This window comes from Kitasatospora sp. NPDC048715 (assembly GCF_043198905.1).
GTDB lineage: Bacteria > Actinomycetota > Actinomycetes > Streptomycetales > Streptomycetaceae > Kitasatospora > Kitasatospora lactacystinica.
This window is the reverse complement of sequence record NZ_JBICVH010000005.1, coordinates 391,267-403,471: the sequence shown is the minus strand read 5'-3', so window position 1 is coordinate 403,471 and position 12,205 is coordinate 391,267. Positions and strand designations below refer to the sequence as shown.

Below are 12,205 nucleotides of genomic sequence, written 5' to 3'. Positions count from 1 at the left end.
CCTGGCGTCAGTTGCTCACGGTGTCCCCGGACAGCGAAGGAAGTCGGCTGCGAACCGGCGGCCCCGACGGAGCGCCCGGCAGCCTCTTCACCGCACGTCGCGATGCTCCTGGAACCGTCCCGGGCCAGGACGCCAGGGCCTGCGGTTCAGACTTCGCCGAACTCGCCGCTGCGGACAGCAGCGACGAACGACGCCCAGGCCTCGGATGGGAAGACCAGAGTCGGCCCCTGGGGGTCCTTGGAGTCACGGACCCTGCCCGGGTGCGCGTCATCCACTTCGATGCAGCCGCCCCCGCCATTGCTGTAGGTGCTCTTGCGCCACTTGGCGCCCGTTGGGTCATGCATGGTCCAGTTCCTTCCGTTCCTCCCGGATCATGGCCGAACTGTCCGGCTGGCTGAGCGCGTTGACCTGGAGTCGATCGTATCCATCGACCCATCGGGCCACCATCTCGGCATCTTGTTCCAGGTGTCTCCGTTGAGGCGTCTCCGTGGACCCGACCAGCGCCCGGTTGGGGAGGGTCAGGAGCGTGCGACAGGACCGATCCTTCGCCGACTGTTCACGGACGACGTCGACCTGATCGGCACCTCTGACGACTTGGGCGTGAGCAAGCCGGACCTCGCCTTCTTCGAGCGCGTCGCCGAGGTGACACCCGCCGAGCCGCACGAGATCCTCTACGTCGGTGACCGGCTCGACAGCGACGTGCTCCCCGCCCGAGCAGCGGAGATGCGGACAGCGTTGATCCGGCGCGGGCCGTGGGGCTGGATCCAGCAGCACGATCCGGCCGCGGAGCAGGCGACGTTCCGAATCGACTCGCTGGCGGAACTTCCGCATCTGATCGCCGAGTTCAACGCCGGAGCGAGCCGAGCGTTGCCGACCAGGGCCGGGGAGTCGGCGTATCCGTCGGGAGCGGGCTCGGTCATGCGCTTCCAGTACTGGTCGTCGGCCGTGCCGCCGTCGCAGGCACCTCTGGCAGGATGGCGCCGACCCGCCCCACCGAGATCATGAGGTACGAGTGAGCAGCGAGTGGACCGTCCACGGCAGCCGTCCCGTCTACACCAGCCCGTGGGTGCGGCTCGACCTGGTCGACGTCGAGCCGCTCGGAAGGGACCGGTACGAGCACCACCTGGTGCGATTCGCACCGGTTGCTGCCGTCGTAGTGATCAACGATCGGGACGAGGTGCTGATGATGTGGCGGCACCGCTTCGCGACGGGTACCTGGAGCTGGGAGATCCCCAGCGGCATCGTTGAGGACGGAGAATCCCTCGAGGCCGCAGCGGTCCGCGAGGTGTTCGAGGAAACCGGCTGGCAGGTGGACGAGGTCGAGGCACTCGCCTACACCCAGCCCATCGGCGGCATGAGCAACGCCGAGCACCACGTGTTCCTTGCCCACGGCGCCACCTATGTCGCACCGCCGGCGGACACCCATGAGGCCGACCGGATCGAGTGGATCCCGATCTCCCGGATCCAGGACATGATCGACCGGCGGGAGATCGTGGCAGGCGTCGCGGTCACCGGGCTGCTCCAACTGCTCGCCCGGCGTCCCTAGTTCGGCAGGGCCAGCATCTCGCGGAGATCAACAACCAGCGGCAGGCGGGCCGCCCGCGGCGGCACCGCCGGCACGACCTCCCGCGTGCACCAGCCGTGTCAGCGCACCGCGGGGATCGCCCCGGAGCGCCAGTCGGCCAGCCGTTTGCGGATGCTCGCCACCATCGGCAGCCCGTCCGTCTCGGCCGGGGTGAACCAGGCCACCTCGTGGGACTCGTCGGACACCCGCAGCTTCCCGCTGACCGGGCGTGCGAGCAGGCAGATGGAGAACTCCTGGCGGACCTCGCCGTCGTCGTAGGCGAAGACGTGGCGGGGGTCGGTGTAGGTGCCGACGATCCCGGTGATCTCGACGTCGATGCCGGTCTCCTCGTACGTCTCGCGGATGCCGCACCCGGCGAGCGACTCGCCGATGTCCATCTTTCCGCCGGGCAGGGCCCACATCCCGTTGTCGCTGCGCCGCTGGAGCAGGACACGGCCCGCATCGTCGACCACGACCACGGATGCGGCCGGGACCAGCGAGTTGGCGGCCGGGGCGTTCGGGTCGTCCTCGTAATCACGCCTGGGCATGATCCACCACCTCTGCTGCCGGGGCCGTCCAGACGTCACGGCCGTTCGCCCACAAATCCTCGATGTGACCGGCGAAGCGATCGAACACCCCGTCGTCCTGGGCCCGCCTGAGGTGCATCATTGGGGCATCGTGGCCGATCCTACCCGGCAGGAGCGGCGTGACGATCATGTCGTCGTCGAAACGGAACACGCTGAGTGAGACGTGTGCGGTCTCGTGTCGAGCCTCGATCGACGTGTCACGCAGCTTGGCAAGCTCGGACAAGGTGACCTCGATCCGGGTCGTCAAACTCAGGGGGACGTCCTCCTCCAACTCGCGCTGACGGGTGACCGGGTGACCGGGCACGCCGAGGATGAAGCGGACCCTGACGCCAGCCGCCAGCTTCTGCCGAAGCAGACTGCCGAAATTCGCATGCTCCAGCCACAGGAAGTAGTTGGTGTACCCGGCGAATGTCAGCTCCCGGGTTGCCCCCCTTATCAGATGACGCCACAGAGTGGCCGGTGCTGCGGACCGGTACGGGTACATCTGCACCAGCTCCCGGTCCGGGCCCGACTTCACGAGCTGCTGTACGGATGGCCAGAGCACGGCTTCCTCCTCGCCGAGGGCCCGGCTGGCCGCTGAGCGGTGTCGGGCGTGGGGCTCGCGCGAGGGGTTCGCGAGCCACCGGTCGACGGTCTTGGGGTCGACGCCGCACACACGCGCGAGCTTGGACGAGGTCATGTTGGCACGGGTCATTGCGTCACGGAGTGGGCTGTTCACCGGTTGGCCTTCCACGTTAGGGACGTTTCAAGGTCTACCAGCCAGATGTCCCAAACGTCCCGCAAAGGCGGTATGACGTCCCGTCGGACTGCCCGAGGATTCGAGCGTGACCAATGGTGCGCCGCCTGCCTATTCCCGGCTCCAGGCCACTTGCTACAGCAACTACGTTGACAGGAAAGCAAGTTGGTCAGGGGTGGTCACGTGCAATACGCCTACCAGGCTTGGACCGGGCCTCGCTCGGTGTGGCGATTTCAGTACGTGTGATCGAGCCTTAACGCCAACCATTGGGTGGTGCCGTATCAGACAGGTGCGGCGTGATGCCGCACTTCTTTCGCATGTCCCCACTCCGCCCCTTCGAGGTACCCCCATGCTCAAAACCCACCAGCCCCGCGTTTTCGTCGCGCGCCTTGACTCGCGGACCGAATCCACGCCCCTGGCGCGGTACCTGTTGCGCGCCTACCTGGCGGGCATGCCTTCCGGCGAGCGCTACCGCGACACCGCCGAGTTGCTCCTCGGCGAACTCTTCGCCAACGCCGTCCAGCACTCCGACGCCCCCGACGACTGCCACATCGAGGTCCGCTTCACCGTCACCGGCTCCCGTCTGCGGCTGGAAGTCCACGACGCCGGCACCGACCACCCCACGCTCCACACCCCGACCCCCGACGACGAACACGGCCGCGGCCTGCTCCTCGTCAACGAACTCGCCGAACGCTGGGGTAGCGCCAACCGCCCCGGCGGCATCGGCAAGTACGTCTGGGCCCTCGTCGCCCCCGCCCCCGGCCCCGCCCTCGTCACCGCCTGAAAGTCCGAACCCCCTATGCACCTCACCACCCTCGCCGGCCACGCCCTCTCCCGCGGCCGCACCCCCGCCGACACCTACGCCCTCCTCGCCCGCCGCACCCACAAACCCGTCCCCTCCGCCCGCGCCGTCTGCCTCGCCCTCACCATCCCCCTCGCCGAGACGACCCGCCGCCTCGACGAGTGCCACGACGCCCTCCTCGCCAACCCCCGCCCCGGTTCCGAGACCGACACCGGCGAACTCCTCGAAGCCCTCGGCGTCTTCGACGTCCCCAAGTCCCTCACCGACACCGAACTCGCCGTCGTCGACCTCTTCCTGCTCGTCATCGACGCCATGGGCGGCATCCGACCCGGCCACCAGCACGGCCTGCACCGCTGGTTCACCACCGGCAACCTCACCGCGGCCTACCTCTCCCTCGCCGCCGCCCGACCCGTGCCCCGCACCGGCGACCCCACCCTGTACTGGACCACCCTCGTCACCGCCGGCGAACTCCTCACCACCACCCCCAACCCCGACACCCGCATCAAGTACGCCCTCACCCACTGCCGCACCCAAGCGGCCCGTATCTGAACCCCCACCCCGCACAGGAAGTCGGACCCGCCGACTTCCTGTGCAGCGTGGCAGGAGCCGGGCGCGTTCACCGTCGCGCATCCGCGAGCAGCGCCCGAGCTCGGCTCTGTCGGTGATCTTGGATGGTCGGGCTCAGGTGCCAAGGGCTCGCCAGGACTTCGGCCGGGGGATGTCGTTCTCGTCCGGGTAGGTCTGGAAGGCGGTCTCGATAACGAGGTTTCGTCCCGGTGACATGTGCGGCGAACCCCTTCCAGCTGATGATGTGCCCGCGGCGGACGTAGCGAGCCGTCGTGTCGTGCAGGGAGACGATCGCCGAGGCGGAGGGTGGCAGGCTGCCGTCGTCGGCGGCGAGGATCCTGGCCCTGGGCCGGGTGGGGTTCTTGCCCGGACGGACCGGGCGTCCGTCGCGCGGGTACCAGCCCGCGAAGCCCCGTTGCACCACAGCCCGTCCAGCCGGTCTCCGGCCCGCATTGCGGTCGTGCCGACGGGGTTGCTCGACCGCGCGATCCGAGCGCTCGGAGAAGGGACTTGCTCACCGGAGCCGGGGTGCAGCGACAACTGGCGCCTCAACAACTGCACGGTCTTCGATCGGCCCCGAGCATGCCCGCTGATCACGTCGGCACCGGCGCGTCCGGTCCCGGCGCCCTCGGTCAGGTCCTCGGGTCAGGCACCCGACCGAGGGTCCGGGCGGATCAGCGGATCAGCGGATCAGCGGATCAGCGGATCAGCGGAGCCGCCGGGGGCGCCGGATCAGGAGACGCGCTTCAGCTGCCAGGCGTTGTTGTTGAGGCTCGGGTTCGACCAGGCGACGCAGCTGCTGGTGTAGTAGGAGCTGGTCTGGACCCAGCCCGCGGGCGGGTAGGTGGTGGAGCAGGCCTGGACCACGGTGCCGACGGGCAGTCCGGTGAGCTGCTTGATCTGCTTGATGTTCGGGCTGAAGCTCCCCGTGCCGCAACTGCTGCTGTAGCCCCAGTTCACGTCGACGAAGCCGGCCGGGGTGACCACGCTTGCGCACGAGGTCGTGACGTCACCCGGGGCGGCCTGGGCGGGCGCGGCGGCCAGGGCGAGCATCGCGGCGGTAGCGGCGACGGCCATACAGGTGGTACGAAGGCGAATCATGGGTGAGGCTCCTTCTGGTCGGGGGTGGCCGGTCAGGCCGTGGAGCCATTCCTATGGTTTGATCACCGGTTTCGGATAGCGACTTTCAGGCCTAAAGATCCAGCGCGCAGAGCGGCGGCCAGGACGCGCGGGAAGGCTGGAGAACGGGACACGCGGGGAAGGCGGGGGCGGGCCCGGACCGGTCCGGGCCCGCCCCCGCCTCGGGTGCCGGTCCGCCAGCTGCTGGGTCCGCGAGGTGGGCAGGGATGCCGACTTGTCCGATGCCGGCCCTGTTGCCTGTGCGGGCGTGGAGGAACGGTGCGGCTCCGGGGGGGGAGAGACAAGGCGACCTGGCCGTCGGGGCACCGATCCTGCGCGGCGGGGCATGGGAGCCTGGTCCGGTGCTGGACGACGGACATGGCGGGAGGACAGCGGCCCGACCGGAGTGGTGGGCCGCGTACCTGACGCGGCATTGCGCGGTGGCGGAGACGGAGCGCGAGCTGGTCGCGGGGTGGTTCGGTACCGGTGGCGCCGAGGCCGACGCCGCGTGGGAGACGTCGATGCTGGAGGGGCTGGAGGCGCGCCTGCCCTTCGGTGGCGGGCACGCGGTGCACGTGTACAGCTGCGACCTCCCCACGGAGTGGGGAACGGAGTACCTGGTCGTCCACCCCGACTGGGGCCGGGTGCGAGGTCGTCTCGCCGCCGTCGACACCCACCTCCCGGAGCCGGAACACCAGCAGGGACCGGGCCTGTCCTGGCGGGAGCTGATCCACGTCGCGAACACGCCCGACCACGCCGCGCCCGGTGTGCACGACCCGTCGGTGCGGCTTCTGCTCCTGCTGCCGATACTCGGCGACGCGCAACTGCCGCCGGACGCCGCAGAGGTGGTGCGGGCGGCGCTGGCCGCCGTCGGGACACCGCCGGAGAACGCGGCGCACCTTGCCGCCTTCGTCCTGCGGCACCTTCGCTGGGCACCCGCTCGCTGGAGCGCACCGCAGGGCCGGCGATGGGGCCGGCCCCGGGCAGGGCGGGAGCGCGCCGTCGCCGGGATCCTGCGGTGCGACGTCCCGGGAAGCCCGCGGTTCGCCCAGCAGCTCGCCCACGGCATCACACCCGCGCAGGGCAGGCAGCTCGCCCGGGCGCTCGGGACCCGGCAACCGCGGTGACGGCCGTCCACCGGGCTCTCCGTCACGGGCCCGGTCGACGGCTCGGTCGACGGCTCGGCCCGGACCCGCGACAGGGGCCGGGGAGGGATCAGAACCGCTCCGGACCGACGTCCACGCCAGCGGCGAGCATCTCGGCAGTGATCCGCTGCGCCAAGGTGTCGTTGCAGACCAGCAGGTGCGTCCACGGCGCGTCCCGGCGCCGGACCACATGGCCGCCGTCGCTCTCGTGGAGCTGCCACCGGTCGCGTTCCGTGGTCCACAGGTACTGGTAGCCGCTGAGGGCGCGTTCGGCCTCGGCGGCTACCGCCTCAGCCAGGGCGCCTCGGCCCCGTCCAATTCCTCGGTACTGGCGGTCACTTCGATGTCCGCCCAGCGGGCGGTGCGGCTCCTGGCCGCGTCGGGTACGGGCCGCGGCGGGAGCGGGCCGAGCCTGGCCAGGGTCCCGGCGGTCGTCCGGTCGTCCAGGCCGAACCGCAGGGTGCCCGCCGCGCCCGGCAGTCGGCCCCCGATGCCGGGGAGCAGTTCGAACACCGGCAGGTCCTCTCGCGGTGCCGGAGCGGGAGGCGGGGCGCGAAAGGGCCCGGCGTCCCGCCGCATCGCGGGGCGCCGGGCCGGGGTTCCGCCGGGCCGGGCGGCGCTACCGGCGGCCGCTGCTGCGGGTGCGGCGGGTGAGGGAGTCGAGGACGACGGCGGCCAGCAGCACCGCGCCGGTGATCATGTACTGGATGGCCTGGGCGGCGTGGACCATGTCCAGGCCGGTGGTGATGGACTGGATGACGAGGATGCCCAGCAGGGCGGACCAGGTCTTGCCGCGGCCGCCGAAGAGGCTGGTGCCGCCGATGACGGCCGCGGCGATGGCGCTCATCAGGACGTTGCCGCTGCCCAGTTGCTTGTCGGCGGAGCCCTGCTGGGAGGCGTAGAACAGGCCGCCCAGGCCCGCCAGGAACGCGGAGAGCACGAAGACGGAGATCCGTACCCGGGCGACGTTGACGCCCGCGCGCCGGGCGGCCTCGACGCCGCCGCCGACGGCGAAGACCTGGCGGCCGTAGCGGGTGCGGCGCAGCACGAAGTCGGTGGCGAGGACGGCGCCGAGCAGGACGACCAGGGACAGCGGCAGGCCGCGGTCCTGGTTGAGGGTGTAGGCGGTGGCGAGGGTGAGGACGGCGAGGGCGGCGGCGCGCACGGCGCTGTCGGCGGCGGGGGGTGCGGTGAGGCCGGCGGCGCGGCGCCGGCGGGCGGTGTTCAGGCGGGCGGCCAGGTAGAGGACGGGGGCGAGGACGGCCAGGGCCCAGGCGTAGGCGATGTCGCCGTCGCCGAGGAAGGTGCTGTCCAGGCCGGCGACGACGCCGCCGTGGCGGTTGTTGACGGTGCCGCCGTCGCCGAGCACGTACTCCTGCAGGCCGCTCCAGGCGAGCATCCCGGCGAGGGTGACCACGAAGGCGGGCACGCCGACGCGGGCGAAGAACAGGCCGTGCAGCAGCCCCATGACGCAGGCCGCGCCGAGGGCGGCGAGGATCGCCACCCACTCGCTCCAGCCCTGGCGCACCGTCAGCACCGCCGCGATGGCGGCGCCGGCGCCGGCGACCGAGCCGAGGGAGAGGTCGATCTCGCCGAGGATCAGCACGAAGACGACACCGACCGCGATCAGGCCGGGCCCGGCGATGAAGCGGGTGATGTTGGTGAGGTTGTCGGCCTGCAGGAAGTGGTGGGTGACGGACTGGAAGACGACGGCGATCACGACGAGGCCGACGACGACCGGCAGTGAGCCGAGCTCGCCGGAGGCCAGGCGCCGGCGGGCGGCGCGCAGTTGGCCGGCCCAGCCCGGTTCGGTGCGGTGCAGCCTGGGGTCCGGCGTGGCCGCGGGGGCGGGGGCGGGGGCGGGTGCTTCGGGGGTGCTCATACGGCCTCGGCCTCCTCGGTGGGCCCGGTGTGCCCGGTGTGCCCGGCCTCCTCGGTGGGCCCGGTGCGGCGGGCCCGGCGGGCGTGGGCGTTGTCGGTGGCGCCGGTGATCGCGGCGACGATCTGCTCCTGGGTGGTGCCGGCCACCGGGAAGACGCCGTTGTTGCGGCCCAGGCGCAGGACGGCGACGGTGTCGGCCACCGCCCGTACGTCGGCCATGTTGTGGCTGACCAGCACGACCGCCAGGCCCTGCCCGCGCAGCCGCTCCACCAGGTCGAGGACCTGGGCGGTCTGTTCGACGCCGAGGGCCGCGGTGGGCTCGTCCAGGACGACCAGGGCCGGCTCGCCGACCAGGGCGCGGGCGATGGCCACCACCTGGCGCTGTCCGCCGGACAGGGCGGCCACGGGGGTGCGCACGTCGGGGATGCGGATGGAGAGGGTGTCCAGCAGCCGCCGGGCGTGCTGTTCCATGGCGACCTCGTCGAGCAGGCCGCGGCGGCGTTTCTCGTGGCCGAGGAAGAGGTTGGCGATGACGTCGAGGTTGTCGCACAGCGCGAGGTCCTGGTAGACGGTCGCGATGCCGAGGGCGGTGGCGTCCTGGGGGCGGGCCAGGCGCACCGGCTCGCCGTGCCAGGCGAGGGTGCCCTCGTCCACGGGGTGGACGCCGGCGATGGTCTTGACGAGGGTGGACTTGCCGGCGCCGTTGTCGCCGACGAGGGCGAGCACCTCGCCGGCGTGGACGGTGAGGTCGACGTCGGTGAGGGCCTGGACGGCACCGAAGCGCTTGGAGACCGAGCGCAGCTGCAGGACGGGTGCGCCTGTCACGGGAACAACCACCTTGGGGGAGCGGCTACTTGGTTTGATAGCCGAGGCCTGCTGGAGAGGGGCCTGCTGAAGGGGTCCTGCTGGAGAGGGTTCTGCTGGAGGGGGCCTACTTGAGGCCGGCGGCGGCGCACGCGGCGGCGTAGTCGGCGGTGCAGATGTCGGAGACCTTGTAGATGCCGTCGGCCACCACGGTGGTGGCGATGGTGTCCTTGGTGACGACCTTGGCGTCCAGCAGCTTGGACGGGATGTTCTTGGCGGTGGCGCTGTCGACGCTGTCGGGGGCGATGCTCTTGACGTCCTTGCCCCGCAGCAGGGCGACGGCCAGTTCGGCGGCGGTGTCGGTGATCGGGCGGTAGGCCTTGTAGATGGTGTACGCCTGGTCGCCGTTCACGACGCGCTGGATGGCGTCCAGGCTGGCGTCCTGGCCGCCGACGGGGATGTTGATGCCGGCGCCCTTGAGCTGGGTGATGATGGCGGCGGCCATGCCGTCGTTGGCGGAGTAGACGCCCTGGAAGCCGTTCTTGCCGAACTCGGTGACGGCGGCGGAGATCTTCTGCGCGGCGACGGCGGCGTTCCACTGCCCGGACTGCTCGTAGACGACCTTCTTGATCTTCCCGTCGAGGGCCTTGTGCGCGCCGGACTTGAACTGCGCGGAGTTCGGGTCGGCCTCGTCGCCGTCGATCATGACGATGTTGGCCTCGGCGGCCTGCGGGCCGAGCGCGTCCAGCAGGGCCCGGCCCTGGAGTTCGCCGACCTTCTCGTTGTCGAAGGAGGTGTACGCGGCGACCGGGCCGCTGGCCAGGCGGTCGTAGGCGAGGACCTTGACGCCCTTGGCGGCGGCCTCCTCGACCCAGCTCTGGGTGGAGTCGGCGTCGTACGGGTCGAGGATGATCACCTTGACGCCCTGGGTGAGCAGGGTGTCGAACTGCTGCTTCTGCTTGGCCGCGCTGCCCTCGGCGTTGTTGTACAGCACCTTGCACTGTGCGCACAGGGACTTGACCTTGGCCTCGATGAACGGCCGGTCGAAGGACTCGTAGCGCACGGAGGAGGCGTTCTCGGGCAGCAGTAGGCCGATGGCGTCGGGGTTGCCGGCGGCGGATGCCTCGTTCTTGGCGCCGCCGGCCTTCCCGCACGCGGCGGTCATGGACAGGGTCAGCGCGAGGCCCATGGTGGAGACGAGGGCGCGACGCAGTACGGCGTTCATCGGATACCTCTCCCTGGGATCGCCGCGGCTTCGCGGCGGGGTGGGGGGAGTTAAACCTGGGCGCGTACATGACGTCAATAAGTAAAACCAGACTCCCCGGAATCCACCACCATTCGTTATCTTCGTGAACACGCCTCGGACGGGCGGCGCGCCCGCGGCGCGGGAAAGCGGAATGCCCGCCGCTCCCCTCGGACGGCGGGCACCCCCGGCTCTGACCTGACGGAACGTCAGGGACGGTCGAGCGTGATCGAGTTGATCGGACCCAGGTCGTAGTACACGCCGCGCTGCGCCGCGATGTCGTAGACGCAGTCACCGCCGCCCGAGGCACGGCACAGGTGGGCGTGCGCGCCGCCGGTCTGGTTGTTGAGCACCCAGTGGTTGCCGTACTGGCCGCTCAGGTTGTGCGCGCCGTAGCTCCGGTAGACGGCACTGGGGCTGACCGCCGGGTCCTGGTCCTGCGGGTAGATGCAGACCGCCCCGGACGGGCAGCCCGCCCAGTCGCCGGCGGCGGCGCCGGCACTGCCGGCCCCCATCGTGGTCAGCGCGGCGGCGGCCATGGCCAGGGCGGCGACGGCGTGGGTGATCCTGCGCATGAGTGGTTCTCCCTTGGCTGGTACGAGGACGGACGACCCGTCCGTCCGGTGCCCGTCAGCCTAGGAATCCGGCGCCCGCAGCGGTCCCTGACATCTGACAGGGGCGCGCCTGCTTGCCCCACGGGCCGGGAACCCTCCACGGGCCGGAACCCTCCACGGGCCGGAACCCTCCACAGGGCGGGCCCCCGAGGTCAGTGCGGGTGGCCCAGGTACGGGAAGGCCGGCAGCAGATCGGTGTGCGGCCCGATGTGGTCACCGGACACCTTGCCGTCGGTGAGCATCGTCAGCCGCGCCGAGGTCACGTCGTCGGTCAGCGAGCGCCCGTTCGGGTAGACGGCCGGGCGGGCCCGGTCGTAGCGCAGGACGTCCGGCAGCACGATCCGCAGCTGCGCGTGCGCCGCGTCCGTGGTGTACCCGCCGAAGTGCTGCAGCTTCGCCGTCCACGGATCACGGTAGGTCACCCAGTCGTCCACCGGCTCCCCGGCGTTGTACGCGTCCTTCACGTCCTCCTCGTTGAAGTACGCCGTCAGCGACGGATGCGCACCCCGGTCCACCGACACCAGCCGACCGTCCTTGCGCACGCTCACCCGCGCCCACACCCCGATCTCCGGCACCTCGCCGAACGCCGCGTCCGGCGCCTCCAGCACGATCCCGAAGACGTTCTTGTCCGCGCCCCAGTCCACCCCCGTCCACTGGAAGTCCTTCACGATCCCGTCCAGGTCCGCGAAGAACGGGTCGCTGCGCAGCCCCGCACTCACCCGGTACGACCCCGCCTCCACCACCGCCGGAGTGCCCGTGAAACTCACCGGCGCCCGCGACACCAGCACCTCGCCGCTCGCCTCGTGCCCGCGCGCCCCCTCGCCGGTGGTACGCCGCACCGTCATGCTCTGCGCCCCGCCCACCGGCTCGGAGAAGGTGAAGCTGTACGCGATGTCGGCCCGCTGGTCGCCGTCGGTGTCGATGTCGATCCGGTACACCGCCTCCGGATGGAAGGCCTGCCCGCCACTGGGCGCGACCGGGTTCACGTTCATGATCAGCACCGTCCGGCCCGGCTCCGGCGAGGCGAAGGCGAACAGGTCGGTCAGATCCAGGCGCGCGTCACCCTCCGGTGAGCGCAGGTTCGGTCCGCTGAGGTGGTGCGACACGACGGTCTCCGGTCTCCAGTGCTTCGCGTGCGTCCGC

15 protein-coding genes are annotated in these 12,205 nt (G+C 71.1%); 5 read left to right on the top strand and 10 right to left on the bottom strand.

Features of this window, described 5'->3' with window-relative positions; genetic code table 11:
• Positions 1 to 146: 146 nt before the first annotated feature.
• Positions 147 to 344: a DUF397 domain-containing protein gene (locus ACGFSC_RS12885; protein WP_359915447.1), complete on the bottom strand. Its 198-nt coding sequence runs from the start codon at positions 342 to 344 to the stop codon at positions 147 to 149.
• Here ACGFSC_RS12885 and ACGFSC_RS12880 point away from each other — a divergent pair.
• Entirely contained in the window at positions 343 to 1,005 is a 663-nt protein-coding gene (locus ACGFSC_RS12880) for an HAD family hydrolase (RefSeq protein WP_359915448.1), read from the top strand. The two genes, ACGFSC_RS12885 and ACGFSC_RS12880, sit on opposite strands and share 2 nt — an antisense overlap.
• A 7-nt stretch (positions 1,006 to 1,012) precedes the next feature.
• The gene (locus ACGFSC_RS12875) at positions 1,013 to 1,546 is read left to right on the top strand and encodes an NUDIX hydrolase (RefSeq protein WP_359915450.1); all 534 of its coding nucleotides are present in this window, start codon (positions 1,013 to 1,015) and stop codon (positions 1,544 to 1,546) included.
• A gap of 98 nt (positions 1,547 to 1,644) precedes the next feature.
• On the opposite strand, the gene ACGFSC_RS12870 is transcribed toward ACGFSC_RS12875, so the two are convergent.
• Both ACGFSC_RS12870 and ACGFSC_RS12865 read right to left on the bottom strand, forming a co-directional pair.
• Entirely contained in the window at positions 1,645 to 2,112 is a 468-nt protein-coding gene (locus ACGFSC_RS12870) for an NUDIX domain-containing protein (RefSeq protein ID WP_359915452.1), read from the bottom strand.
• Positions 2,099 to 2,845, bottom strand: coding sequence for an XRE family transcriptional regulator (locus tag ACGFSC_RS12865; protein ID WP_359915454.1), 747 nt, complete (start codon positions 2,843 to 2,845; stop codon positions 2,099 to 2,101). The genes ACGFSC_RS12870 and ACGFSC_RS12865 overlap by 14 nt, the downstream gene beginning before the upstream one ends.
• A 391-nt stretch (positions 2,846 to 3,236) precedes the next feature.
• Between ACGFSC_RS12865 and ACGFSC_RS12860 the strand changes: the two genes are divergently transcribed.
• Together ACGFSC_RS12860 and ACGFSC_RS12855 are read left to right on the top strand one after the other, a co-directional pair.
• Positions 3,237 to 3,671 (top strand): ATP-binding protein, encoded by a 435-nt coding sequence (locus tag ACGFSC_RS12860; RefSeq protein WP_359915455.1) that lies wholly within the window; start codon positions 3,237 to 3,239, stop codon positions 3,669 to 3,671.
• 15 nt (positions 3,672 to 3,686) lie between these two features.
• Entirely contained in the window at positions 3,687 to 4,238 is a 552-nt protein-coding gene (locus ACGFSC_RS12855; RefSeq protein ID WP_359915457.1) for a hypothetical protein, read from the top strand.
• A 750-nt stretch (positions 4,239 to 4,988) separates the two neighbouring features.
• Here the strand turns inward: ACGFSC_RS12855 and ACGFSC_RS12850 are convergent.
• The gene (locus ACGFSC_RS12850) at positions 4,989 to 5,357 is read right to left on the bottom strand and encodes a hypothetical protein (protein WP_359915459.1); all 369 of its coding nucleotides are present in this window, start codon (positions 5,355 to 5,357) and stop codon (positions 4,989 to 4,991) included.
• Positions 5,358 to 5,815: 458 nt separating this feature from the next.
• Here ACGFSC_RS12850 and ACGFSC_RS12845 point away from each other — a divergent pair, with 458 nt between their 5' ends.
• Positions 5,816 to 6,502, top strand: coding sequence for a hypothetical protein (locus ACGFSC_RS12845; RefSeq protein WP_359912957.1), 687 nt, complete (start codon positions 5,816 to 5,818; stop codon positions 6,500 to 6,502).
• Between the two features lie 300 nt (positions 6,503 to 6,802).
• On the opposite strand, the gene ACGFSC_RS12840 is transcribed toward ACGFSC_RS12845, so the two are convergent.
• From ACGFSC_RS12840 to ACGFSC_RS12815, 6 genes are all read right to left on the bottom strand, one after another.
• Positions 6,803 to 7,033, bottom strand: a complete 231-nt coding sequence (locus ACGFSC_RS12840) for a hypothetical protein (protein WP_359912960.1) — start codon at positions 7,031 to 7,033, stop codon at positions 6,803 to 6,805.
• A gap of 106 nt (positions 7,034 to 7,139) precedes the next feature.
• The gene (locus ACGFSC_RS12835; protein ID WP_359912963.1) at positions 7,140 to 8,402 is read right to left on the bottom strand and encodes a sugar ABC transporter permease; all 1,263 of its coding nucleotides are present in this window, start codon (positions 8,400 to 8,402) and stop codon (positions 7,140 to 7,142) included.
• Positions 8,399 to 9,226 carry an ATP-binding cassette domain-containing protein gene (locus tag ACGFSC_RS12830; protein ID WP_359912966.1) on the bottom strand — a complete coding sequence of 276 codons (828 nt, stop codon included), beginning with the start codon at positions 9,224 to 9,226 and terminating at the stop codon, positions 8,399 to 8,401. Before ACGFSC_RS12830 ends, ACGFSC_RS12835 begins: the two co-directional genes overlap by 4 nt.
• Before the next feature lie 106 nt (positions 9,227 to 9,332).
• Positions 9,333 to 10,430, bottom strand: coding sequence for a substrate-binding domain-containing protein (locus ACGFSC_RS12825; RefSeq protein WP_359912969.1), 1,098 nt, complete (start codon positions 10,428 to 10,430; stop codon positions 9,333 to 9,335).
• A 227-nt stretch (positions 10,431 to 10,657) separates the two neighbouring features.
• Complete coding sequence (locus ACGFSC_RS12820) at positions 10,658 to 11,023, bottom strand: hypothetical protein (RefSeq protein WP_359912972.1); 366 nt, start codon at positions 11,021 to 11,023, stop codon at positions 10,658 to 10,660.
• Positions 11,024 to 11,214: 191 nt separating this feature from the next.
• Positions 11,215 to 12,168, bottom strand: coding sequence for a DUF4331 family protein (locus tag ACGFSC_RS12815; protein ID WP_359912975.1), 954 nt, complete (start codon positions 12,166 to 12,168; stop codon positions 11,215 to 11,217).
• Between the last annotated feature and the right edge of the window lie 37 nt (positions 12,169 to 12,205).

Bases quoted from the DNA above. Each gene is read 5' to 3' on its own strand.
- ACGFSC_RS12860 (WP_359915455.1), top strand. From the start codon at position 3,237: ATGCTCAAAACCCACCAGCCCCGCGTTTTCGTCGCGCGCCTTGACTCG.
- ACGFSC_RS12880 (WP_359915448.1), top strand. From the start codon at position 343: ATGGTCCAGTTCCTTCCGTTCCTCCCGGATCATGGCCGAACTGTCCGG.
- ACGFSC_RS12885 (WP_359915447.1), bottom strand. From the start codon at position 344: ATGCATGACCCAACGGGCGCCAAGTGGCGCAAGAGCACCTACAGCAAT.
- ACGFSC_RS12865 (WP_359915454.1), bottom strand. From the start codon at position 2,845: ATGACCCGTGCCAACATGACCTCGTCCAAGCTCGCGCGTGTGTGCGGC.
- ACGFSC_RS12820 (WP_359912972.1), bottom strand. From the start codon at position 11,023: ATGCGCAGGATCACCCACGCCGTCGCCGCCCTGGCCATGGCCGCCGCC.
- ACGFSC_RS12870 (WP_359915452.1), bottom strand. From the start codon at position 2,112: ATGCCCAGGCGTGATTACGAGGACGACCCGAACGCCCCGGCCGCCAAC.
- ACGFSC_RS12855 (WP_359915457.1), top strand. From the start codon at position 3,687: ATGCACCTCACCACCCTCGCCGGCCACGCCCTCTCCCGCGGCCGCACC.
- ACGFSC_RS12850 (WP_359915459.1), bottom strand. From the start codon at position 5,357: ATGATTCGCCTTCGTACCACCTGTATGGCCGTCGCCGCTACCGCCGCG.
- ACGFSC_RS12825 (WP_359912969.1), bottom strand. From the start codon at position 10,430: ATGAACGCCGTACTGCGTCGCGCCCTCGTCTCCACCATGGGCCTCGCG.
- ACGFSC_RS12835 (WP_359912963.1), bottom strand. From the start codon at position 8,402: ATGAGCACCCCCGAAGCACCCGCCCCCGCCCCCGCCCCCGCGGCCACG.